Annotated in this window: 20 protein-coding genes; 6 read left to right on the top strand and 14 right to left on the bottom strand. The window is 66.4% G+C overall.

The features are described 5' to 3' along the window. The 3 genes from AZH51_RS00005 to AZH51_RS00015 all read left to right on the top strand — a co-directional run. Positions 1–343 (top strand): integrase core domain-containing protein (locus tag AZH51_RS00005; RefSeq protein WP_291520176.1); only part of this gene is annotated, 343 nt, incomplete at its 5' end. A gap of 1,676 nt (positions 344–2,019) precedes the next feature. Continuing rightward, positions 2,020–2,385 carry a helix-turn-helix transcriptional regulator gene (locus tag AZH51_RS00010; protein ID WP_291520177.1) on the top strand — a complete coding sequence of 122 codons (366 nt, stop codon included), beginning with the start codon at positions 2,020–2,022 and terminating at the stop codon, positions 2,383–2,385. Positions 2,386–2,407: 22 nt separating this feature from the next. Further along, positions 2,408–3,118, top strand: coding sequence for a hypothetical protein (locus AZH51_RS00015; protein WP_291520178.1), 711 nt, complete (start codon positions 2,408–2,410; stop codon positions 3,116–3,118). A gap of 49 nt (positions 3,119–3,167) precedes the next feature. Here AZH51_RS00015 and AZH51_RS00020 read toward each other — a convergent pair whose 3' ends face one another. Genes AZH51_RS00020 through AZH51_RS00050 form a run of 7 tightly spaced genes read right to left on the bottom strand, consistent with a single transcriptional unit; the run spans position 3,168 to position 9,650 of the window. Next, entirely contained in the window at positions 3,168–4,739 is a 1,572-nt protein-coding gene (locus AZH51_RS00020) for a molybdopterin-dependent oxidoreductase (protein ID WP_291520179.1), read from the bottom strand. Continuing rightward, positions 4,736–5,344, bottom strand: a complete 609-nt coding sequence (rdgB, locus tag AZH51_RS00025) for an RdgB/HAM1 family non-canonical purine NTP pyrophosphatase (RefSeq protein ID WP_291520180.1) — start codon at positions 5,342–5,344, stop codon at positions 4,736–4,738. The genes AZH51_RS00020 and rdgB overlap by 4 nt, the downstream gene beginning before the upstream one ends. Beyond that, complete coding sequence (gene rph, locus AZH51_RS00030; protein WP_291520181.1) at positions 5,341–6,096, bottom strand: ribonuclease PH; 756 nt, start codon at positions 6,094–6,096, stop codon at positions 5,341–5,343. The genes rdgB and rph overlap by 4 nt, the downstream gene beginning before the upstream one ends. A 28-nt stretch (positions 6,097–6,124) precedes the next feature. Next, entirely contained in the window at positions 6,125–6,913 is a 789-nt protein-coding gene (locus AZH51_RS00035; protein ID WP_291520182.1) for an MBL fold metallo-hydrolase, read from the bottom strand. Further along, entirely contained in the window at positions 6,913–7,734 is an 822-nt protein-coding gene (gene murI, locus AZH51_RS00040; protein ID WP_291521270.1) for a glutamate racemase, read from the bottom strand. The genes AZH51_RS00035 and murI overlap by 1 nt, the downstream gene beginning before the upstream one ends. A 15-nt stretch (positions 7,735–7,749) precedes the next feature. Then, complete coding sequence (locus tag AZH51_RS00045; RefSeq protein ID WP_291520183.1) at positions 7,750–8,523, bottom strand: fumarylacetoacetate hydrolase family protein; 774 nt, start codon at positions 8,521–8,523, stop codon at positions 7,750–7,752. Between the two features lie 38 nt (positions 8,524–8,561). After that, a complete protein-coding gene (locus AZH51_RS00050) occupies positions 8,562–9,650 on the bottom strand; it encodes an SGNH/GDSL hydrolase family protein (protein ID WP_291520184.1) in 1,089 nt (362 codons plus the stop codon). Between the two features lie 10 nt (positions 9,651–9,660). On the opposite strand from AZH51_RS00050, the gene AZH51_RS00055 reads away from it, so the two are divergent. Next, positions 9,661–10,536, top strand: a complete 876-nt coding sequence (locus AZH51_RS00055) for a 3-methyladenine DNA glycosylase (RefSeq protein ID WP_291520185.1) — start codon at positions 9,661–9,663, stop codon at positions 10,534–10,536. Here the strand turns inward: AZH51_RS00055 and cimA are convergent. The 3 genes from cimA to AZH51_RS00070 form a co-directional block, all read right to left on the bottom strand. Continuing rightward, on the bottom strand, positions 10,496–12,079 hold the full coding sequence (cimA, locus tag AZH51_RS00060) for a citramalate synthase (RefSeq protein ID WP_291520186.1): 1,584 nt from the start codon (positions 12,077–12,079) through the stop codon (positions 10,496–10,498). The genes AZH51_RS00055 and cimA overlap by 41 nt on opposite strands. A 273-nt stretch (positions 12,080–12,352) precedes the next feature. Then, positions 12,353–13,447, bottom strand: a complete 1,095-nt coding sequence (locus AZH51_RS00065; RefSeq protein ID WP_291520187.1) for a branched-chain amino acid aminotransferase — start codon at positions 13,445–13,447, stop codon at positions 12,353–12,355. A gap of 9 nt (positions 13,448–13,456) precedes the next feature. Beyond that, positions 13,457–14,515 (bottom strand): 3-isopropylmalate dehydrogenase, encoded by a 1,059-nt coding sequence (locus AZH51_RS00070; protein WP_291520188.1) that lies wholly within the window; start codon positions 14,513–14,515, stop codon positions 13,457–13,459. Positions 14,516–14,666: 151 nt separating this feature from the next. Between AZH51_RS00070 and AZH51_RS00075 the strand changes: the two genes are divergently transcribed. Together AZH51_RS00075 and AZH51_RS00080 are read left to right on the top strand one after the other, a co-directional pair. Beyond that, a complete protein-coding gene (locus tag AZH51_RS00075; RefSeq protein WP_291520189.1) occupies positions 14,667–16,652 on the top strand; it encodes an acyltransferase family protein in 1,986 nt (661 codons plus the stop codon). A gap of 31 nt (positions 16,653–16,683) precedes the next feature. Further along, complete coding sequence (locus AZH51_RS00080; RefSeq protein WP_291520190.1) at positions 16,684–18,387, top strand: type III PLP-dependent enzyme; 1,704 nt, start codon at positions 16,684–16,686, stop codon at positions 18,385–18,387. Here the strand turns inward: AZH51_RS00080 and ilvC are convergent. The 4 genes from ilvC to ilvD form a co-directional block, all read right to left on the bottom strand. Further along, the gene (ilvC, locus tag AZH51_RS00085) at positions 18,360–19,388 is read right to left on the bottom strand and encodes a ketol-acid reductoisomerase (RefSeq protein WP_291520191.1); all 1,029 of its coding nucleotides are present in this window, start codon (positions 19,386–19,388) and stop codon (positions 18,360–18,362) included. The two genes, AZH51_RS00080 and ilvC, sit on opposite strands and share 28 nt — an antisense overlap. A gap of 52 nt (positions 19,389–19,440) precedes the next feature. Beyond that, positions 19,441–19,953, bottom strand: a complete 513-nt coding sequence (gene ilvN / locus AZH51_RS00090; RefSeq protein WP_109684067.1) for an acetolactate synthase small subunit — start codon at positions 19,951–19,953, stop codon at positions 19,441–19,443. After that, the gene (locus AZH51_RS00095) at positions 19,953–21,830 is read right to left on the bottom strand and encodes an acetolactate synthase large subunit (protein ID WP_291521272.1); all 1,878 of its coding nucleotides are present in this window, start codon (positions 21,828–21,830) and stop codon (positions 19,953–19,955) included. The genes ilvN and AZH51_RS00095 overlap by 1 nt, the downstream gene beginning before the upstream one ends. A 231-nt stretch (positions 21,831–22,061) precedes the next feature. Next, positions 22,062–23,765 (bottom strand): dihydroxy-acid dehydratase, encoded by a 1,704-nt coding sequence (ilvD, locus tag AZH51_RS00100; RefSeq protein WP_291520192.1) that lies wholly within the window; start codon positions 23,763–23,765, stop codon positions 22,062–22,064. Positions 23,766–23,779 lie beyond the last annotated feature (14 nt).

Genomic DNA, 23,779 nt, shown 5'->3' on the forward strand with positions numbered 1-23,779 from the left:
GGCCCGGGCGCACCGCAAACCCATTGACACCATTGTCCATTCGGACCGGGGCACTCAGTACACGTCCTGGCTGTTTGGTAGCCGGTTGCGTCAGGCAGGGTTATTGGGCTCGATGGGCAAGGTCGCGACGTGTTACGACAACGCTTTGATGGAGTCCTTCTTTGGGTCGATGCAGATCGAGTTGCTGGACCGCAGGCTATGGGAGGACAAGGACCAGTTGGCCAAGGCGATCTTCGAGTGGATCGAGGCCTGGTACAACCCCTACCGGCGCCACTCGGCGCTGGGCTACCGATCCCCGGTCGAGTACGAAGATCTTCACAACCGTGCCGCGGCTGCGGCATGATCAACCAACCGAAACCGTCCGAGAGACCGGGTACAGGTCAGATGTCCCTGGGGGATTTCCGCCGGGACACAGCTTTGTTGGACAGTGCGACCCGACTCCTACACCCAAGCAGCCACCAAGATCGGCGGGCGAAGTGTCCGCAAGGGAGGCAGTGCCGCCAAACCGACGAGCGGGCGTGGATGCGAAGGCGGCACGTAAGTGGGCCGGGGCCGAGCGACAAGATCGCGTGTCCGCTCGATCCGTACTCGTCGTACTCCATTGTTCCCTGCCGCCACGGACCCTGGCAATCAACAGCCGCACGACCGGAGTCAAGCGAACGACATACGTGCAGGCGCCCCGCCCGCGGCGACGCGTGGGTACGTGATCGGTTCTTCCGTATACCCTATGGATGACATAGGGTATACGGAAGGCGGTTTCGCGCAAAGAAGTTCAAGCACCCGGTGGAGACGAAATGCAGCATCGGCTAGGCCGACTACTCGGGGCGACTTCCATCGCTGCAATGGCCTTTGCGGGCACCGCTTCACCAGCCAACGCCGCTCTACCTTCGGGGCCGCCGGCAGCTAGTGCATATGGCATCCTGCCCGATAGTCAGCCGGAGCCACCGGGCGGAAGGCCAACGGTTGCAGAATGCCTGGCGTACGGCAATATCGAGAATTGGATCATTCTCGACGAGTTTGACCACGATACCGAGGTGAATTGTGGCGCCGTCCGTCATATGAGGTCGAGCCAGCACGCGCCAGACGAGTACACACTAGAGACAATCCGGAAGACGATTGGGCTTGGATTCAATACCCGCCAACCGTCTAAATCTAATTCCACCAACTGGGATTATACGGTTGTTTTTTCGTACAGCGGCAGGGTTCCGGATGGACATTACAGGGCCCACGTGATTGTTAACAGGTACAACGGTACCGTCGTTACGGCCTACATCGACAGTAATCTCTGGAGAGCCGGCGCGTATGGGATCGGCCTTGGCGGGAGCGGCGGTGATGGGGTTGCAAGAGCTACGCCTCGGATTTGAGCTTGAGGCGTACGGCCTGATGCGGGTCACCCTGTCGACGCCAGATGACGTAGCTTCGTTTAGGGCGTCATACGTCTCGGATGTTTTGTCGACTTTGCTCGCGGCTGTACGATCTGTAGTCGACGGTGAGGCGAAGATTTCGTCCGTGGGGTTATACAGAGAACCAGAAGGTGCAATGTTCACCTTCGTTGTGCGCAGGAACAAAATTGAACTGTGGATTGATGACTCCTCTCAACAGACCAGTCCTCAACTATTCGGTAAATTCGATCCACGCGAACTTAGCAATGCTGTTCTCGATGGCATTCGATCAATCGACCGCCGATCCTACTCCGAATTGTGGCCCACCCACGACTATCCTGCGGAAGCGGAAGTAAGCTAAGGGAACTCCCCCTCTGGACCGAGACTGTTTCCTTTGCCCACACATCAGTTCGTCGTGAATGGCTGAAGCTGGGTGCTTGATTGTGGGTCCCGCGAGCCCTGCACGCTTCAATCGACCACCGCTGCCCGGAGCACCTCGATCCAAGCGGCGATCCAAGCGGCGAAGTGAGGTCCACCGCGAGCAATTCTTCGACGGCAGCCGTCACGGCCTACTCAACAGCGGTCGCCGCGCTTGCTCTAGTTTGCGTTTGCTAACTACAGCAAGCATACTGGAGTCATGGCCCCCAACCCGCTGCAGCTACCAGGGACTCTTGGTGAGTTCCTGAAGGAGCAGCGACAGTCCGCGCAGATGTCTCTTCGGCAACTGTCCGAACTGGCTGGTGTCTCGAACCCCTATCTGTCGCAGATCGAGCGCGGGGTCAAGAAGCCCAGCGCCGAGATCCTGCAGCAGATCGCCAAAGCCCTCCAGGTTTCGGCGGAGACCCTCTACGTGCACGCCGGGATCCTCGACGAGGAGCGATCCGTCATGACCGCGCACGAGATCGACGTACGAGCCGCGATCGCCGCCGATCCGGCACTCACCGCCAAACAGCGCAAGACCTTGATCGATGTGTACGAGTCGTTCATCGACGACTCCGTCTGACAAACCACCCAAAGGAGAAGACATGCCCGTTCTGGACACCCTGAAGATTGATGCCGCTCCCCTCTACGCCGTCGTCGGCGCCGGTGACCTGGCCGCCGAGAAGGTGCGCGAGGTCGCCGACGACCTGACCGCCCGTGCGGACAAGGCTCGTGCCGACCTCGCACCGGCCAAGCTGCAGACCAAGGTCGAGGAACTGGCCGACCAGGCCGGCGACCTGCCGACCAAGCTGTTCGGCTTCGTCAAGTCGCTGCCGGCCAACGCTGCCGACCAGGCCGCGAACGTCACCGACGCCGTGACCGAGGGCTACGAGGACCTGACCGCCCGCGGCGAGAAGCTGATTGAGCGCGTGCGCACCCAGCGTGCGACCAAGGAACTGATCGACCAGGCCGGTTCCACCCTGTCGCAGGCCAAGGGCGCCGTGACCACCGCCAAGGACGCCGCCGAGCAGATCGAGCGTTCCGCCAAGGCCACGGTGACCACCGGTCGCCACCAGGCCGAGAAGCTGCTCGACGTCGTCATCTCCGCGAACGAGGAGGAGGCCGAGGTCATCAAGGCGCAGGCCGAGACGGCCGTCAAGAAGACCCGCACGGCCGCTAAGCGGACGGCGACCACGACCAAGCGCGCCACGAAGCGCACCGCGACCGCCACCAAGGGCGCGAACACCAGCGCCCGCAAGACCGCGACCAGCGCGCGCAAAGCGGCTGCCGCGACCGCCAAGAAGGTCGGCGACTGACCCTGTCACCTGACGAAACGCCCTGCCACCCAACGGTGGCGGGGCGTTGTCACGTCACCGTGACGTTGATCGTGTGCCAGCCGGTTGCTCCGTCAGGCGCGGGTGGAGCCAGCGCGCTGGTCTGGACCGTGCCGTCCCCGTCGGTGGCACGGACCGCGATCTGGTGCGAACCCGCAGAGGCGTCCCACTCGTAGACCCACTGCCGCCACGCGTCGACCGTCGCGTCCGCGGCGAGCCGCGCGTCGACCCACGGGCCGTCGTCGATCCGCACCTGGACCCCTTTGATGCCCACGTGCTGACGCCACGCGATACCCGCCACCGCCACCTTGCCAGCGGAAACCGTTGCGCCATCAGCGGGTACGTCGATCCGTGAGCCGGTCTTGACCGGGCCTTTCGCCGACCAACCGCGAGGTGTCCAGTAACCCTGGTCATCGGCGTACGTCGTCACTTTGAGCTCGGTGACCCACTTGGTGGCGCTGACGTACCCATAGAGCCCGGGCACCACCATCCGCACCGGGAACCCGTGATCGACCGGTAGCGGCTCCCCGTTCATCCCCACGGCCAGCAGCGCGTTGCGCCCGTCGGTGAGCGCGGTCAGCGGGGTCCCCGCGGTCCAGCCGTCGGTGCTGGTCGACAGCACCATGTCGGCTCCGGCTTTGGGACCGGCCAGGGCCAGCAGGTCGCGCACCGGCCACCCGGTCCACACGGCGTTCCCGGTCAGGTCGCCGCCCACCTCGTTGGAGACGCACATCAGCGTCACCACCGCTTCCTGCAAGGGCTTGGCGATCAACTCCGCCCACGTCAGCGTCACCTCGCGCTCGACCATGCCGGTCACCTTCAGGGACCAGGTTGCCGGGTCGACTTCCGGCGGGCTGAGCGCCGTGTCGATCCGATAGAACTGATCAGCAGGTACGACGAACGGCACCACCCCGGCGACCCTCACCGAGGCGTCGGCCGGGATCCGCACCTTCGACACCGGTGTGGGCACCTTGAAGGCCGATCGCGCGGCCGCGACGGCACGGGTCGTCCCGCTGACTGCCTGCCCGGCCAACGCCGCGATCCCCGCCCCGACCAGCGACACCGCACTCAGCTGCAGCACCGTTCGTCGATCGGGGGCCACCTGGTCGGCGGCCGGTTGCAGGCGGGCACGGCATGCGTGCAGCAGCGCCAGCCCGAGGCCACCGCCCAGGAGCGTTGGCACGGCATCGGTTCCTGAGGCCCCGGGTCGGGTCAGAACGGCCGCGAGCGCGACTGCCAGCAGCACCACGAAGGCGACGAAGGCGGCCGTTGGTCGCCGCGCCATGAGGACACCGACCCCGGCGGCGAGCGCCGTGAGCACGATGGCCATCCCGGTCAGTAGGGCCACCTTGTCCGCGGTACCGAACACGTTGACCGCGAAGGTTTTCAACCACGCGGGGGTGTGGTCGATGAACGTCTCTCCGACCGCGAGCACCGGCGACCCGGTGCCGCCGATCCAGCCGAAGCGCACCATCACACCGGCGATGAACTCGGCGACCCCGAGGGTGAGCGCGCCGGCCGCGACACCGACCAGCGCCCAACCGAACCAGCCGCGATCCGGGCGGGTCTGCGTGCTGGGCTGGGGTTCGGTGCGCGTGCTCATGTCAGCAGTGTGACCAGATCGGGCAGTACCGCGCGGAACGCGTTGCCTCGATGGGAGATGGCGTTCTTCTCCTCGTTGCTGAACTGCGCCAGTGTGCGCCCGTCGGGCAGTTCGAAGATGGGGTCGTAGCCGAAGCCGTTGGTGCCCCGCTGGTCACGGGTCAACCGGCCGCGCACTTCACCGAAATGCACCCGCTGCGTGCCGTCGGGGAGCGCCAGGACGACGCAACTGACGAAGCGTGCGGTGAGTTGCTCGACCGGCACGTCGATCGTCTGCGCGAGCAGCAGGTCGATGTTGGCCTGGTCGGCTCCGTGCGTGCCGGACCACAGCGCAGAAAAGACACCCGGGCAGTCGCCGAGAATATCGACGCACAGGCCTGAATCATCAGCAATAGCAGGCAGATTCGTCGCCTGGGCAACAGCGTGTGCCTTCAGCGACGCGTTCTGCTCGAAGGTGACCCCGCTCTCCACCGTCTCCTCGACCTCGGGGAACGACTCCCCCACGCTGACCACGTCGAGACCGGCCAGCTGCGGCACCTGCGCCACCAGCTGCCGCAGCTCGCGCAGCTTGCCCGCGTTGCGCGTCGCGAGAACTAACGTGCTCACACGACCCGCTCCCGCGCCTCGACGGAGAGCGCTTCCTGCTGCAGCGACGTCAACGTCGCGATACCACCGGCAGCCAGGTCGAGCAGAGCGTTCAACTCGTCCCGGTCGAACGGCGCACCTTCTGCGGTGCCCTGCACCTCCACGAAACCGCCGGAGCCGGTCATCACCACGTTCATGTCGGTCTCGGCGGTGGAGTCCTCTGGATAGTCCAGGTCGAGCACCGGGACACCCCCGACGATGCCCACGCTGATCGCCGCGACGGAGTCGGTCAGCGGCTTGGCGTTCTTGGCAATCAGCCCGCGGGAACGGGCATCGGTGATCGCATCGGCCAGGGCGACGTACGCACCGGTGATGGACGCCGTACGCGTGCCACCATCGGCCTGCAGCACGTCGCAGTCGACGACGATGGTGTTCTCACCCAGTGCACTGGTGTCGATGATCGCACGCAGGCTGCGCCCGATCAGGCGGGAGATCTCGTGGGTGCGCCCGCCCACCTTGCCCTTGCGGGATTCGCGGTCGCTGCGGGTGTTGGTGGAGCGCGGCAGCATCTCGTACTCACTGGTCACCCAACCGGTGCCCTGCCCCTTGAGCCAGCGCGGCACACCCTCGGTGAAGCTGGCCGCCACCAGCACCCGGGTGCGGCCGAACTCGATCAGGGCGCTGCCCTCGGCGTGGTCCAGCCAGTTGCGGGTGATGCGGATGTCGCGCAGTTGATCGGGAGCGCGACCGTCGTGTCGTGGGGTAACCGTCATGGCTCCCAGCGTAGGTCGGCCGCTGGGCTCAGATCTCGTAGGTCTGGCCCGGGCGGGCGAGCTCGACCTCGCCCGGCCAGACCGCCGCCGCCTCGGCGACGCAGTCCGCCGGGTCGTTCCAGACCGGGATATGCGTCAGCATCAACCGCTTGACGTCCCCAGCACGTACGGCGGCCTTGGCCGCCCGCCGCCCCGACAGGTGGATACCGGTGATGGTGTCGCGTTCCTCCTGGTAGGCCGAGTCGGTCAGCGCGAGGTCAGCGCCGGCCAGCAACTCGTCCAGGACGGGCGTGTCATCGGTGTCCCCGGTGTAGACCAGCACGCGGTCGTCGGCCGCCACGCGCACGCCGTACGCCTCCACAGGGTGGTTGACCCGGAACGGGGTGATACGGAACGGCCCGACGGTGAACGGTTCTTTGTGAGTGAGGACCCGGAAGTCGAACTCGGGGTCCATCCCGTGCGGGTCCTTGGACTCCGAGAGGGTCACCGCGTTGGCGCGCACCAGGCGGGCTGCGGTGTCCTGCGGGCCGTAGACCGGCAGTCGGCGGGTGTTCTCCGGGGAACGGGAGGGGTGGTACTTCTGCACGACGAACAGGCCGGTGACGTCCATGCAGTGGTCCGGGTGCAGATGGGACAGCACCAGGGCGTCGATGTCGTGCAGATCGATCAGACGTTGCAGTGGGCCCAGGGCGCCGTTCCCGAGGTCGAGCACCAGGTTCCAGGTGCGCCCTTTGTGCTCGGCCTGCACCAGGTAACAAGAGGCGGGTGAGTCAGGCCCGGCGAAGGAGCCCGCACAGCCGACGACAGTCAGACGCATCAGGAGACGACCACCTGGTGGAACGCGCTCTGGTAGACCTCATCCGGTGCGCCACCAAAGCCCAGGAACCGGGTGGACAGTCGCCGGAACACCTCGGGGTCACCGGTCGTCGTGAACGAATGGCTGGGCGCCGGAAGGGAATCGGGTCGCAGCATCTGGGCGTCGGCCAGCACTCGGTACAACTCCTTGGCTGTCTCGTCAGCGGATGAGACCAACGTGACACCGTCCCCCATCACGTACGAGATCACGCCGGTGAGCAGAGGGTAATGCGTACAACCCAGGATCAGGGTGTCGATGCCGGATTCCCGCAACGGCTCCAGGTAGGTGTGCGCGTGCTCCAGCAACTGCGGCCCGCTGGTGACGCCAGCCTCTACGAACTCCACGAATCGCGGGCAGGGCCGCGATTGCACGTCCAGGTGCGGGGCCGCCGCGAACGCGTCCAGATACGCCCCGGATTGATGCGTCCCTGTGGTGGAGATCACACCGATCGAGCCGTTGCGGGTGGCCCGGACCGACCGGCGGACGGCAGGCCGGATCACCTCGACGACCGGCACGTCGTACCGTTCACGCGCGTCGTGCAGCATCGCCGCCGAAGCGGTGTTGCACGCGATCACCAGTGCCTTGACGCCGTGGTCGACCAACCGGTCGAGGCAACCGAGAGCCAACTCGCGGGTCTGGGCGATCGGGCGGGGACCGTACGGCGCATTGGCCGTGTCGCCGAGATAGACGATCGACTCGTGCGGCATCTGGTCAAGGACCCCACGGGCAACGGTCAACCCGCCGTACCCGCTGTCGAAGATGCCGATCGGTGCGGTCGCCAGCTCCTGCTCCATCGCTCAGTCGTGCCGCACGAACGGGTTGCCGAGTACGCCGATGCCCTCGATCTCGACCTCGACCCGCTGACCGGGCTGGACCGGGCCGATGCCCTCGGGGGTACCGGTCAGGATCACGTCGCCGGGCAGCAACGTGAACGCCTTCGAGGCGTAGGAAATCAGCGTGGGGATGTCGTGGATCATGTCGGCGGTGGTGCCGTCCTGCACCGTCTCACCGTCGAGGCGCGTGACCACCCGCAGGTCGCTGGCGTCCAGGTCGGTCTCGATCCAGGGCCCCAGCGGACAGAAGGTGTCAAAGCCCTTCGCGCGCGACCACTGACCGTCGGACTTCTGCAAGTCCCGGGCAGTCACGTCGTTGCTGCAGGTGTATCCGTAGATGACCTGGGCGGCCTCCTCGGGCTCGATGTCCTTGCACAACCGGCCGATGACGACCGCGAGTTCGCCTTCGTAGTCGACGCGTTCGCTGGCCGGCGGCATAACGACCGGGTCGTCCGGACCGATGACCGCGGTGTTCGGGATCAGGAACATCAACGGCTGGGCGGGCGCTTCGCCACCCATCTCCCGGGCATGTTCGACGTAGTTCTTACCGATCCCGATGACCTTCGAGCGCGGGATCACCGGTGCCAGAAGTCGCACTTCGTCAACGGTTGTGGTGACGCCGGTCAGTTCGATCTTGGTGTAGAGCGGGTCGCCGCTGATCTGGGCGATCTTCTCCCCCGCGCCGTCGATCAGTCCGTACGTCGGGTCGCCGCCATCGGTGTACCGCGCAATTCGCATGTCAGCAGCCTACGAGCCATCGGCGCGCAAGCTGGCACTCAGTCCCGCAGGTAACGCCAGCTCGCGCCGCTGAGCAGCCCCAGAATCAGCAGACCGAGCACACCGAGTGCGATGGGCAGCACCGCGTTATGGCCCGCGCTGACCTGGTCGGTGACCACCGGCGGCCCGGTGACGCTGCTCGACGGAGCCGTCGCAGACGAGGTGGTGGAAGTGGCCGTCGTCGTCGGTGTGGTGACCGCCCACAACTGTGCGATCGTGACCGCCGCCAACTGGTCGTAGCCGGTGTCGTTGGCGTGGATATCCGTCTTGGCGCACATCCAGGTCCACGTGCAGATCCGGGCCACGTTCACCGGGAGGGTGCCGTACGGCGGCGCGGCGACCGTCGTGGTGAAGTCGTCGCTCTGGAACCGGTCAGCGACGTCAGCGACATCAGCGTTCGCGCCCTTGGCAGCGGCCGCGATACTGCCGTTGAGTTGCTGCTGCAAGGAGGCCGAGACGGTCGCCAGCGGCCGGGTCGATTCGTTGAGGTAGAACACCAGGAACGGGTTGTAGTAGTTGAGCACGATGATCTGCGAGTCCGGGGCTGCCGCCCGCAGATTGTTCAGGATCGTCACCGTGTTGTTCTTCACCGTGCCCAGTCCCGCACTCACACACGCCAGGTCGACACCACCGGCCTCAGCACAGCCGGCCACGTCGTTGGCGCCGATGTCGACGGTAATGACACCCGGTGTGCCCTTCTTGCCGGCCAGGAACTTCAGCGCTGCGGCGTCCTGGCTGCTTCCGGGGAAGCACCGGTTGGCGGTGGTGCCCAGGTAGCTGGCGGTGGTCTCGCCCGAGCAGGCCAGGTTCGTCAGGGGCGCACCGACCTTTGCGGCGACCTGTCCTACGTAGCCGCCGGTCTTGTCATCACCCTGGCCAGGTTGGTAGCCCGCGGCCAGGGAGTCGCCCAGAGCCAGATACCAACCGGGGGCCGGGGCTGCGGTCGCCTTCGTCGGGGCGATCAGACTCGAGCCGAACACCACAGCCACGAGGGCAATCAACATGGATATGACCCGCAACCGCACGACCTGACTCCAACCCTCGACCAACGTGACCCGGATCACTCTATGCCTGCTCGCTACACTCACCGCGATCACCATGGACGATTGGCAGAAGCGGCAAGCGGCCCACCACGCGCGCGTCGATGCGCTGGTGCAGACGCACCTGTCCCGGCGCGAAGAAGGTGTGAAGCATCCCGTCGCCGACTTCCTGTTCACCTACTACTCGTTCCGGCCGGCCCAACTGCGTCGGTGGCATCCGGGGGCCGGGGTCAAAGTGCCCCTGGCTGCGCCCCACGGGGACTGGCGTTTCTACGCCCGGGGCGAGCACTCGGCGTACGTCGATCTCCCGGACTTCCTGGCCCACCGCGGCTCGAGCGTGGCGTTCGTGCGCGAGTTGCTGGCCCGGACTGCCGAGCGCCCAGCGGTATTCGGCTGCTTCGGCCTGCACGAATGGGCGATGGTCTACCGCGCCGGGCGGGAGGGTATCCGGCACACCGACTGGCCGCTGCGGCTTGGCGCTGACGGCACCGACGAGGTGGTGCGTACCCACCAACTCAAGTGCACGCACTACGACGCGTACCGCTTCTTCACCAAACCCGTACGATCGTTGAATCTGACGGTGCTGCAACGCGATTCGCAGACAGCTTTGGAGCAGCCGGGCTGCCTGCACGCGACGATGGACCTCTACAAGTGGGCCTACAAACTCACCCCGTTGCTGCCCAGCGAGTTGGTCGTGGACTGCTTCGAACTCGCAACAGAGGTGCGGGTGCTCGACATGGAGGCGTCGCCGTACGACCTGCGCGACCTCGGCTACGACCCGGTGCGGATCGAGACTCCCACCGGGAAAGCCGAATACACCCGCCGGCAAAGGGCGTTCGCCGACCGCGGGACGCAGCTACGACGCGAGCTCATCGCTCACATCGACCAGGCGCTCAGCGCGGCTGGACCCCTGCCTTCAACAGTCCGTAGCTGAAGGAATCCACCAGGGCCACCCAACTCGCGTGCACGATGTTGGGAGCGACACCGACGGTGGTCCAGGTGTTCTGCGCGTCGCTGGTGGTGATCAGCACCCGGGTCGTGGCATCGGTGCCCCGGTCGGCGTCCAGGATGCGCACCCGGAAGTCGGTCAGTTCGAACTTCGCCAACTCCGGGTAGGCATCGGCCAGGGCTTCACGCAGCGCGTGGTCGAGGGCGTTCACCGGACCGTTGCCCTCCCCCGTGGCCACACGACGCCGACCGGCAGCATGGAGCTTTACCGTTGCCTCAGAAAGGGATTCGAGGCCGCCCGAGGCTGAATCGATCAGGATCCGCCAGGACTCCTCCTCGAAGTAGCGCGGCACCTCACCGGTGACCTCCGAGCGCAGCAGCAACTCGAACGATGCATCGGCTGCATCGAAGGTCCAGCCCTGCTGCTCCAACTCCTTGACCCGCGCCACCACGCGCGCCAGGAGCTGCGGATCGTCGCCCAGGTCGTAACCCAGCTCGCGGCCCTTGAGTTCGATGCTGGCACGGCCGGCCATATCGGACACCAGCGTGCGCATCGAGTTGCCGACCAGCGCGGGGTCGATGTGCTGGTAGAGATCGGGATCGACCTTGAGGGCGCTGGCGTGCAGACCGGCCTTGTGCGCGAATGCGCTTGCGCCCACGTAGGGTTGGCGCCCGGCCGGCGCGATGTTGGTGACCTCGGCGATGGCGTGCGACAGGTGCAGCGCCTGGGCCAGTGCCTCGGGCGCGATCAGGTCGTAGCCGAGTTTGAGTTGGAGGTCCGCAGCGGTGGTGAGCAGGTCGGCGTTGCCCGTCCGCTCGCCGTACCCGTTGACCGTCCCCTGCACATGCGTGGCCCCGGCCCGTACGGCGGCCACCGAGTTGGCGACCGCACAGCCAGTGTCGTTGTGGGCGTGGATGCCCAGACGTGCCCCGGTCTGCGCCAGGACATCGGTCACCACGGCGTCGACCTGGTGCGGCAACATACCGCCGTTGGTGTCGCAGAGCGCGACCACTTCGGCGCCGGCGTCGGCAGCGGTCCGCACGACGGTCAGGGCGTACTCGCGGTCGAGGTGATAGCCGTCGAAGAAGTGCTCGGCGTCCAGGAACACCCGACGCCCCTGAGACACAAGGAAGCTCACGGTGTCCCGGATCATCGCCAGGTTCTCATCCAGGGTGGTCCGCAGCGCGTCGGTGACGTGCCGAACGTGCGACTTGGCGACCAGCGTGACCACGGGTGTCTGCGCGTCCAGCAACGCCAGCACCTGGGGGTCCTCACCGGCCCGGCCGCCGGCGCGACGGGTCGCACCGAACGCCGCCAGCACGGCCCCCTGCAACGTCAGTTCGTCGCGGGCCCGGGCGAAGAACTCGGTATCGGTGGGATTGGCGCCCGGCCAGCCACCCTCAATGAAGCCGAAGCCCATCGCGTCCAGGTGCGCCGCAATGGCCAGTTTGTCGCTGGCGGTGAGGTTCAGTCCCTCTTGCTGGGCCCCGTCGCGCAGGGTCGTGTCGTAGACGTGCAGGTCGCTCATGCCGGTGTCTTCTCGTCGTTCGCTGGTTTCGTCACGTGTCGCCGGATCCCTCCGATCGCCTCATGCCGCCCGGGGTGGTGGTGGACATGAAAAAACCTCCCGGGGTAACGGGAGGTCGCGCGTCGGAGGGGATCCGACGCGCTACGCGATAATGACGGTGGTCGTCAACACGTTGATCAGCGTCTCACCGGGACTCATCAGGAGTCCACGCATTGGCGCGGCCGTCTTGCATGGTGAGAATTGCCACTTGCTCGGATCCGCTGGTGCGCGCCGTCAGACCAGCCGGAACAACCAGTCGTGGGTGTCCTGCGTCTGGCCCTTCTGGATGCCGAGCAGCGTGCTGCGGATCTTGTCGGCCACCGGTCCTGCGGTGCCCTCCGGGCCCATCGAGAGTTCGCCACCCTCCCAGACCAATCGTCCGACGGGAGTGACGACCGCGGCGGTCCCGCAGGCGAACGCCTCGGTGATCTGGCCGGATTCAACGCCCTCGCGCCATTCGTCGATGCTGACCCGGCGCTCCTCGGGCTGCAGGTCCAGATCCTTGGCCAGTTCCAGGATGGAGTCGCGGGTGACGCCCTCGAGAATCGAACCGGTCAGCGCCGGGGTGACCAGGCGGCCATCGGCGTAGACGAGGAAGAGGTTCATCCCACCCAGTTCCTCGATCCACTTCTGCTCGACCGAATCCAGGAACACACTCTGGTCGCAGCCGCGTTCGCTGGCCTCGATCTGGGCAGCCAGAGAAGCGGCATAGTTGCCGCCGCACTTGGCGGCTCCGGTGCCACCGACACCGGCCCGTGAGTAGTGCTGGGAGATCCACAGCGAGACCGGCTTCACGCCACCGGAGAAGTAGGCACCGGCGGGTGAGGCGATCACGGCGTACGTCACGCCCAGCGCCGGGCGGACGCCGAGGAAGGACTCGGAGGCAAACATGAACGGGCGCAGGTAGAGGCTGGACTCCCCCGCCTCGGCGCCGGGCACCCACGATTCGTCGATGGCGACCAGTTGCTTCAGTGACTCGATGAAGTCTTCCTCCGGCAGCACCGGCAACGCCAGCCGTGCGGCGCTGCGGGCGAACCGGGCGGCGTTGGCCTGCGGCCGGAAGGTCCACACCGAGCCATCCGCGTGCCGGTAGGCCTTGAGCCCCTCGAAGATCTCCTGGGCGTAGTGCAGTACGGCGGCGCTCGGGTCCAGCTCCAGCGGCCCGTAGGGCTTGACCTGCCAGTCGTGCCAACCCTTTTCGGGATTCCAGTTCGCGACCACCATGTGATCGGTGAACGTCTTGCCGAAGCCGGGGTCGGCGAGTACCGCGAGCCGCTCGATCTCGGCGAGTCGGTCGGGTCGCTCCGTCACGGTGAACTGCTGTGCCATGACCGAAGCCTAACCCTGTGCTGCCGCGGCGGCGATGGCGTCACCGACCTGACTGGTGCTGCGGATCGCATCGCCCCGGCTGGCCAGATCCGCCGCCACAGCGTTCTCGATCCGCTGCGCTTCATCCCTGCGACCCAGGTGCTCCAGGAGCATGGCCACCGACAAGATGGTGGCGGTGGGGTCGGCCTTGCCCTGGCCAGCGATATCAGGTGCCGAGCCGTGCACCGGCTCGAACATGCTCGGCGTGGTGCGGTCGGGGTTGATGTTGCCCGACGCTGCCAGTCCGATGCCGCCGGTGACCGCGGCCGCGAGGTCGGTGACGATATCGCCGAAGAGGTTGTCAGTGACGATCACATCGAAGCGGCCGGGATCGGTCGCCAGATAGATGGTCGCCGCATCGACATGGGCGTAGGCAGTGGTGACGTCAGGGAACTCCTGCCCCACCTCGTCGACGGTGCGCCGCCATAGATGACCGGCGTAGGACAACACGTTGTGCTTGTGCAGCAACGTCAGATGCTTTCGCTCCCGGGCCTGGGCGCGCGTGAAGGCATCCCGGACCGTGCGCTCCACGCCGAAGCGGGTGTTCACGCTGACCTCGGTGGCCAGTTCCTGCGGGGTGCCGACGCGCAGCGCGCCACCGTTACCGGTGTACGGACCTTCTGTCCCCTCGCGGACCACGACGAAGTCGATACCGTCGGGCGCGACCCGGTCGACATCCAGCGGTGACGCAACGCCGGGAAAGAGCTTGGCCGGGCGCAGATTGATGTAGTGGTCCAACTCGAAGCGGATGCGCAGCAGCAACTGCCGCTCCAGGACTCCACTGGGCACGGTCGGATCGCCAATGGCTCCGAGCAGGATGGCGTCATGGTCGCGCAACTCCTCCAGCACGGAGTCCGGCAGGGTTTCACCCGTGGCGTGCCAGCGTCGGGCACCGAGGTCGTACTCGGTGCGGGCCACCTTCGCGGTCGTCACCGCATCAAGGACCTTCAGGCCCTCGGCAACTACCTCCGGGCCGATCCCATCGCCAGCGATGACGGCCAGATTGACGGTTTCGGCAGGATTCGACATATCTCCAGGGTAAAACTGCGTCTTGCCATGCGAAATCGAAGTCTCGCCATGAGAGATGTGGAGCGAACGGCGTCTCGCACGTCCGCAACATTGAACGTCTCGTGCGGGCCTCGTGCGCGTTGTGACCCACGCCACTTACCATGGTGTAACTATGACCAGCACAGCCTCGACCCCGCCCGCGGTAGAAGAGGCGCAATCGTCGCGCAGGGCCCACCGGGCGGCCGCTGAACGGCCGGTGCGCAACCACCGTCCCGCGCTGGACGGCATCCGGGCCCTGGCCATCGTGTTGGTGATGATCTACCACGCGACCAGCCAGCAGCCGCGCGGTGGATTCTTCTCGGTCGACGTCTTCTTCGTGCTGTCCGGCTACTTGATCGCGGGACTGCTGATCAAGGAGGACTGGACCTGGGGATCGATCGACCTGGTCGCGTTCTACGTACGACGTGCCCGCCGGCTGCTGCCCGGGCTGATCGCTGCGGTCATCGCGATCGCCGCCATCTGCCCGCGCGTGCTGTCCGACGAAGCGGTCGCCAGCATGCGCGGCGACGGTCTGGCCACCATCTTCTACGTCGCGAACTGGCGGTTCATCGCCACCGGGGACTCCTACTTCGCGCAGTTCGGCGACCCCTCGCCGTACCGGCACATGTGGACCCTGGCGATAGAGGAGCAGTTCTACCTGATCCTGCCGATGCTGCTGATCTGCCTGATCGCCCTGACCCGCGCCAACCTGCGCTACATCACCGGGGCGCTCGTCGGGTTGGCCGCTTTATCGGCCTTGTGGATGTGGACGCTCTACGTGCCTGGTCAGGATCCGTCCCGGGTGTACTACGGCACCGATACCCGCGCCCAGGATCTGCTGCTCGGCTCGGCCCTGGCGTGCGCGATGACCCTGATCAGTAAACGTGCGGCCGCGACACGAGCGCGGTTGATGACCGTCATCGGCGGGATCGGTTTCGCCGTCATGGTGGTGTGGTTCCTGACCTTCGCCGAGGACCAGCCGTTCACCTACGGGGGCGGCTTCTTCATCTTCGTCCTTGGCACCTGCGCCCTGATCGCCAGCGTCGAACTCAACCAGGACGGCCCGTTCGCGAGGTTGTTCGGCTTCGCGCCGTGGGCGTGGATCGGCAAGATCTCCTACGGTCTGTACCTCTACCACTGGCCGGTGTTCCTCGTCATGAAGCACACCGGCCTCACCGGTCCGGTGCTGTTCGTCACCGAGTTCGCTATCTCCTTCGCCCTCGGCGCTCTGTCGTTCTATGCCCTTGAGCAGCCCATCCGTCGCCACGGTCTGAAGCCACTCATCGGCCGCAGGGCCGCGGTGACCGTCGGGTGGCTCTGCCTGCCGGTGACCGCGGCGCTGACGTTGGCCCTGACCCCGGCGGTGACCCCCAACCTCATCGTGCAGGCGAAACCCGGCCAGGGCTCCGATATGGGCACGGTCAACCCGAACGCGTCCCTCAAGGTGCTCGTGCTCGGCGACTCGGTCGGCTTCTCGCTGGGCTACGCCTTCGACGAGAAGGAGTGGCCGAAGGTCCAGGTGACCGGCGACGTCATCTTCGGCTGCGGAACCGCCGAACAACACATCGCCGTCAACGGTGTCGACCAGAAACCCGATCCGTCCCAGTGCCAGGACGTGTTCGCCAAGTGGCCGGCCGACGTCGCCAGTAAGAACCCCAACGTCGTGCTGTGGTCATTGGGCGGCTGGGAGGTATACGACCACGTTGTTGACGGCAAGATCCTCAAGGTCGGCTCCCCCGAGTACGCCGCGTACCTGACGTCCCGACTGGACCTGGGTCTGAGCAAACTGGGCTCGACCAAGGTCGTGATCCCCAACCTGGCCTGCTACTCCCAGCCCAGCTACGTCGTCGACGGGCAGGATATGGCGCCCAACCGCAACGACCCGGCACGCGCCACCGCCGTCAACAACATCCTGGACGCCTTCGCGGCGAGCCACCCGCAGCAGGTCCACATTTTCGATGTGGCCAGCAAGCTGTGCCCGGACGGCAAACCCATCCTCAAGGTCGACGGCGTACAGGTCAGAAGTGACGGGGTGCACTACACAATCGACGGCGCCCGCCTCTTCTGGACCTGGATCATGCCCACGCTGGAGAAGGACACGGGTATCACGGTGAAGTGATCGCGCCTCCTGGCTGCCAGGAGGCGTGACGATGAACCGCATCAGGACCGTTGTCCTGCGCTACCTGCCAGCCGAACTGCTCGCGCTGGTAGGGACTTTCGTGGGCTGGTGGCTCGGGACGCGGTGGACACAGTCGCCGTGGCTGATCGCGGGTGTCGTCACCGTCGCGGAGAACGTGGCGTTCTACGCCTATCTCGCGGTGTCAGTGTGGCGCGAGCAGACTCCGCAGAATCCGAACCTGCTACGCCGGCTGCAACGCACCGTGCTGCTGCTCGGGGCCGAGTTCGGGCCAGCCGAGATCGTGGACTCGCTGCTGGTCCGGCCCGCCTTCATGACCGCAGCCATCATGTGGTTGCACAGCACCGGATGGGGCGTGCTCCTCGGCAGCTACGCAGCGGACGCGGTGTTCTGGACCCTGGCCGGGGCGTCGTACCTGGCGACCGTGAAGTTCGGGTGGCGGCACCGCCGGGTGGAGCTCGTCCGGGCCACCCATCCCGCGCAGGCACCGTCGGACCTCTCCCCCAATGACTTCCTGGCACGACCGGCGGTGGCCAAAACCCTTGCGCTGCAGGGCACGCCCGTCTTGTTCCTCGAGCCGGACACCGTTGAACGCCGCTATGGCGACCTTCGGCGCGCACTGCCGTACGCCGACCTCCACTACGCCGTCAAAGCCAACCCGCACGGGGCGATCATCGACACCCTGCTTCATTGCGGCGCGTCGTTCGAGGTGGCGAGCGTTCACGAACTCGACACCCTGCTCGACCGGCACGTCGACGTCTCCCGGGTGATCTACACCCACCCGGTCAAGTCGCCCGCAGATATCCGCTACGCCGTCGGCTGTGGGGTGCGCACCTTCGTGGTCGACACGCGCGGGGAGGTGGACAAGCTCGCGAAGTACGACGTGGGCGTCCTCGTGCGTCTGGCGGTCGACAGCAGCGCTGCACAGATCGATCTCTCAGCGAAGTTCGGCGCATCCCGGCAACTGACCCGCGATCTCGTACTGGCCGCCCACGCGGCCGGGCTCACGGTCGAGGGACTCAGTTTCCATGTCGGCAGCCAGCAGTGCGATGTTGCGGCCTACGCGTCGGCCGTCAATACCGCGCTGGCACTGATCGATGAGTTGTCCGGCCGGGTGCCGATGACCACCCTCGACATCGGCGGCGGGTTCCCCGTCGCCTACGACCGCCCGGTCCCCTCGATCGAGGCCATCGCTGCGGCGATCACTCCATTGCTCGCGCCGTACCTGGACCGGTTGCGGGTCATCGCGGAACCGGGACGCTTCCTGGCCGCGGACGCCATGACGCTGGTGTGCAGCGTGGTCGGCTGCGCCGAGCGCGACGAACGGCCGTGGTACTACCTGGACGACGGGGTGCACGGCTCGTACAGCAACGTGCTGCAGGAAGGTCTCCGGCCGCCCATTCTGCCGCCGGTGTGGGGCAGTCAGGCGTCGTCGGTGCTGGCCGGACCGACCTGCGACTCCATCGATGTGGTCGCGGACGGCATCATGCTGCCCCCGCTGGAACCAGGCGATCGGGTGGTCAGTCCGACCATGGGTGCCTACACCGCCGTCACCGCCAACGGATTCAACGGGATCGCGGCGACGCCGATCGTGACCCTCCCTGCCGTGCGGCACCTCAACGCAGTGCGGCCGTCTGCCACCCCGGGGGATGGCAGACGGCCGCAACGGGCAGTTGGCCAGCGAGCAGCTCAGCGCGCGGCGGAGCCTTCGACGTAGTCCTCGTCGCGGCTACCGGACCAGGAGAAGTGCGAACGCAGTTCCTTACCGGTGGCCTCGATCGGGTGACCCGCCTCGGCCTCGCGCAGCTTCAGGAACTCCGGGGCACCGGCGTCCTGGTCGGCGATGAAGCGCTCGGCGAAGGCCCCGCTCTGGATGTCGGCGAGGACACCCTGCATGCGCTCTTTCACACCGGCGTCGATGACCCGCGGGCCGGAGACGTAGTCGCCGTACTCTGCGGTGTCGGAGATGGACCAGCGCTGCTTGGCGATGCCGCCCTCCCACATCAGGTCGACGATCAGCTTGAGCTCGTGCAGCACCTCGAAGTAAGCGATCTCCGGCTGGTAGCCGGCCTCGGTGAGGACCTCGAACCCGGACTGGACCAGGTGCGAGACACCGCCGCACAGCACCGACTGCTCGCCGAAGAGGTCGGTCTCGGTCTCCTCGGTGAAGGTGGTCTTGATGACGCCGGCGCGGGTGCCGCCGATGGCCTTGGCGTAGGACAAAGCGAGGTCCCAGGCCTTGCCGGTCGCGTCCTGCTCGACGGCGACGATGTCGGGAATGCCTCGGCCGTCGACGAATTCGCGACGAACCGTGTGCCCGGGCGCCTTGGGAGCGACCATCGCGACGTCGACACCCTCGGGCGGGGTGATGTAGCCGAAGCGGATGTTGAAGCCGTGCGCGAAGAACAGGGCGTCACCGGGCTGCAGGTTCGGCTCGATGTCGTTCTTGTAGAGGATCCGCTGCACCTGGTCGGGCGCCAGGATCATGATGACGTCGGCCTCCTGGGCCGCCTGGGCGACGGGTACGACGCGCAGTCCCTCGGCCTCGGCCTTGGCGGCGGACTTGGAGCCCTCGCGCAGACCGACCCGGACGTCCACGCCCGAGTCACGCAGGTTGAGGGCGTGCGCGTGGCCCTGGCTGCCGTAGCCGATGATCGCGACCTTGCGGCCCTGGATTACCGACAGGTCGGCATCGTCGTCGTAGAACATTTCAGCCACAGCTGGGCGCTCCTTCAGAGAGGGTTGTTTTGTGTTGTGAGATTCAGCAGGATCAGGCGCTCTTGCGAGCGCGGTCGGTGATGGAACGGCTACCCCGCCCGACGGCCACCAGGCCGGACTGGACGAGCTCCTTCACGCCGTACGGTTCAAGCACCTCGAGCAGCGCGATCAACTTGTTCGGCGCCCCGGTCGCCTCGATGACGACCGAGTCGGCGGTGACGTCGACGACGTTGCACCGGAACATCTGGGTCAACTCGAGAATCTGGCCACGCGTCGTACCGTCGGCCCGCACCTTGATCAGCACGATCTGACGCTGGACGGCGGCGTCGGGCTCCAGCTCGACGACCTTGAGGACCTCGACGAGCTTGTTGAGCTGTTTGATGACCTGCTCCAGGACCAGCTCATCGACGTCCACGACGATCGTCATCCGGGAGATCTCGGTGTGCTCGGTCTCGCCCACGGCGAGGGAGTCGATGTTGAAGCCGCGGCGGGAGATCAGACCGGCGATCCGGGCGAGCACACCGGGTTTGTTCTCCACCAGCACCGAGAGCGTGTGCTTGGCCATCAGTCGTCCTCACCTTCGGATTCGCGGTCCCACACGGGGGCCATCGAGCGGGCCACGGTCACCATGTCGTTGCTGACGCCGGCGGGAACCATCGGCCACACCATCGCGTCACGCTCCACGACGAAGTCAATGACGACCGGCACGTCGTTGATCTCCAACGCCTTCTGGATCGTCGCGTCGACGTCCTCGGGACGTTCGCACCGCAGCCCCACACAACCGTACGCGTCGGCCAGTTTGACGAAGTCGGGGACCCGGGCGCCGATCGCGGTGTGCAGGTCGGTATTGGAGTAGCGCTCGTTGTAGAACAGCGTCTGCCACTGGCGCACCATGCCGAGGCTGGAGTTGTTGATAATCGCGACCTTGATCGGGATGTTGTTGATGACGCAGGTCGCAAGCTCCTGGTTGGTCATCTGGAAGCAGCCGTCACCGTCGATCGCCCAGACCGTGCGGTCCGGTTCGGCGGTCTTGGCGCCCATTGCGGCGGGCACCGAGTAGCCCATGGTGCCGGCGCCGCCGGAGTTCAGCCAGGAGTTGGGACGTTCATAGTTGACGAACTGGGCCGCCCACATCTGGTGCTGACCGACCCCTGCAACGTACGTCGCGTCCGGACCCGTGAGCGCCCCGATCCGTTCGATGACGTACTGGGGTGACAGGCCTTCTTCCGCAGTGGTGTAACCGACCGGAAAGTCGCGCTTCCAGCCCGTGGTGCGCTCGCGCCACGCGGTGTAGCGGCTGGGGTCGATGTCGGGCGTCAGCGCGGTGATCAGCTCGCGCACGACCTCGTCGATGTCACCGACGATCGGCACGTCCGCCTGGCGGTTCTTGCTGATCTCGGCGGGGTCGATATCGGCGTGGATGACCTTGGCCTCCGGCGCGAACGATGCGAGGTCACCGGTCACCCGGTCATCGAAGCGAGCACCGAGGGTGATCAGCAGGTCGGCTTTCTGCAGCGCGGTCACGGCCGGAACCGACCCGTGCATCCCGGGCATTCCGAGATGCAACGGGTGGGTGTCCGGCACGGCGCCGCGCGCCATCAGCGTGGTCACCAGCGGGATCTGGGTGAGCTCGACGAGCTCCTTCAGAGACTCGCTGGCCCCCGAGCGGATCGCTCCTCCCCCGATATAGAGGACCGGCTTCTTGGCCGCGCGGATCATTTCGGCGGCTGCTTTGATCTGCTTGGGGTGCGGACGCGTCACCGGGCGGTAGCCCGGCAGATCGACCTGCGGCGGCCAGGAGAAGGTGGTCCTGGCCGTCAGGGCGTCCTTGCTGATGTCCACCAGCACCGGGCCGGGGCGGCCGGTCGATGCGATGTGGAACGCCGCCGCGATCGCGGATGGGATCTCGTCGGCGTTGGTGATCAAGAAGTTGTGCTTGGTGATCGGCATCGTGATGCCGCGGATGTCGGCCTCCTGGAAGGCATCGGTCCCGATGGTCTTGGAGTTGACCTGACCGGTGATCGCCACGATCGGAACCGAGTCCAGGAAGGCGTCGGCGATCGCGGTGACCAGGTTCGTGGCACCGGGACCGGAGGTCGCCATGCAGACACCGACCTTGCCGGTGGCCGAGGCGTAGCCCTCAGCGGCGTGGCCGGCGCCCTGCTCGTGGCGCACCAGGATGTGGCGGACCTTCACCGAGTCCAGCAGCGGGTCGTAGGCCGGCAGGATCGCGCCGCCCGGGATCCCGAATACCGTGTCGACGCCGACGGACTCCAGCGACAGGACCAGACTCTGTGCACCCGTGACCTCGATCGGCGGGGTGGGCGGGGTGTCCGGCTGCGTCTGGTGGGCTTCGCCGGCGTCGCGGCTGCGCGCCTTGTGCTGCAAGGGCGTCACCTGAGTCGGGCTCGGGATGCGGGTCGCCGCCTTGGGGGCCTGCACATTCGTCACGGTGGTCACCTGTTCGTGGGCTTCTTGGTCGGTGTGGCGCGTTCTCAGAACATAAAAAAACCCTCAGCCGCTGGGGCAGTGAGGGTAGGCGCGCTTGCTGATCGAGTCAGCTTGCGCGCCTGCGGAGTACGAGAATGCGTGCCACGTCAGTCAGTGTGTGCCTCGGGTCGCCACGGGGTCAACATGATGAGACTGGCGTCTCACCATCCGGGACCGCCCGCCTCAGTCGCAGACCGCCCCGCCCGAAGCGCTTCCCACCAGCTTCCGGTACTTGGCCAGCACCCCGCGGGTGTACTTCGCCTCGGGATGCCGCACACCCGACGTACGCCGATCGGCAAGTTCGCCCTCATCGACCAGGAGGTCCAGGATCCCCTGAGCGACATCGAGCCGGATCCGGTCGCCGTCCCGGACAAAGGCAATCGGGCCTTCGTCCACGGCTTCGGGAGCTACGTGACCAACGCACAGACCCGTCGTACCTCCGGAGAACCGGCCATCGGTCAGCAACAGGACGTCCTTGCCCAGCCCGGCGCCCTTGATCGCACCGGTGACCGCCAACATTTCGCGCATCCCGGGTCCACCCTTGGGGCCCTCATAACGGATGACCACCACGTCACCAGACTTCAACGAACCGTCCTCGACGGCGTCCATCGCAGCGCGCTCACCGTCGAAAACCCTTGCGGTGCCTTCGAATACGTCGTTGTCGAAACCGGCGGACTTCACCACGGCACCTTCGGGAGCCAACGACCCCTTCAGGATCGTGATGCCACCGCTCGGGTGGATCGGCGAGGCCATGGCGCGCAGCACCTTGCCATCGACGTCCGGTGGGCGGATGTCGGCGAGGTTCTCCGCCATCGTCTTGCCAGTCACCGTGAGGCAATCACCGTGCAGCAGCCCGGCGTCGAGCAGCGCGCGCATGACGACGGGCACACCCCCGACCCGGTCGATGTCGGTCATCACGAAAGCGCCGAACGGTTTGACGTCGGCCAGGTGCGGGACCTTGGCACCGATGCGAGCGAAGTCGTCGATGCTCAGGTCCACATCGGCCTCGTGCGCGATGGCGAGCAGATGCAGCACCGCGTTGGTGGAGCCACCGAAGGCCATGACGACGGCGATCGCGTTCTCGAAGGCTTCCTTGGTCATGATGTCGCGGGCAGTGATCCCGCGGCGCAGCAACTCGACGACCGCCTCGCCGGACTTGCGAGCGAAACCATCCCGGCGCCGATCTGTTGCGGGCGGCGCAGCGCTGCCGGGCAGGGACATCCCGATGGCTTCGGCGACGGAGGCCATCGTGTTGGCGGTGTACATCCCACCGCACGCGCCCTCCCCCGGGCAGATCGCGCGCTCGATCGCATCGACGTCGTCACGGGACATCAGACCGGCCGCACAGGCACCGACCGCTTCGAACGCGTCGATGATGGTGACCTGCTTCTCCGAGCCGTCGGAGAGCTTGGCGATGCCGGGCAGGATCGAGCCGGCGTAGAGGAAGACGCTGGCCAGATCGAGGCGCGCGGCAGCCATCAACATGCCGGGCAATGATTTATCGCAACCGGCGAGAAGCACTGAGCCGTCGAGGCGTTCGGCGCTCATGACGGTCTCGACGGAGTCCGCGATGATCTCGCGACTGACCAGTGAGAAGTGCATTCCTTCGTGGCCCATCGAGATGCCGTCGGACACGCTGATCGTGCCGAACTCCAGCGGATAGCCGCCGGCCGCAAAGACGCCGTCCTTGACCGCCTTCGCCAATCGGTCCAGGGACAGGTTGCAGGGCGTGATCTCGTTCCACGAACTGCCTACTCCCACTTGAGGTTTGGCGAAGTCTTCGTCAGTCAGACCGACTGCTCGCAACATGCCCCGGGCGGCGGTCTTCTCCAAGCCGTCGGTGACGTCGCGGCTGCGGGGCTTGATGTCCGGCGTGTCCTCGCTCATGACGCGAGTCTAGG

The sequence above is a fragment of the Branchiibius sp. NY16-3462-2 genome, assembly GCF_001594145.1.
Lineage (GTDB): Bacteria > Actinomycetota > Actinomycetes > Actinomycetales > Dermatophilaceae > Branchiibius.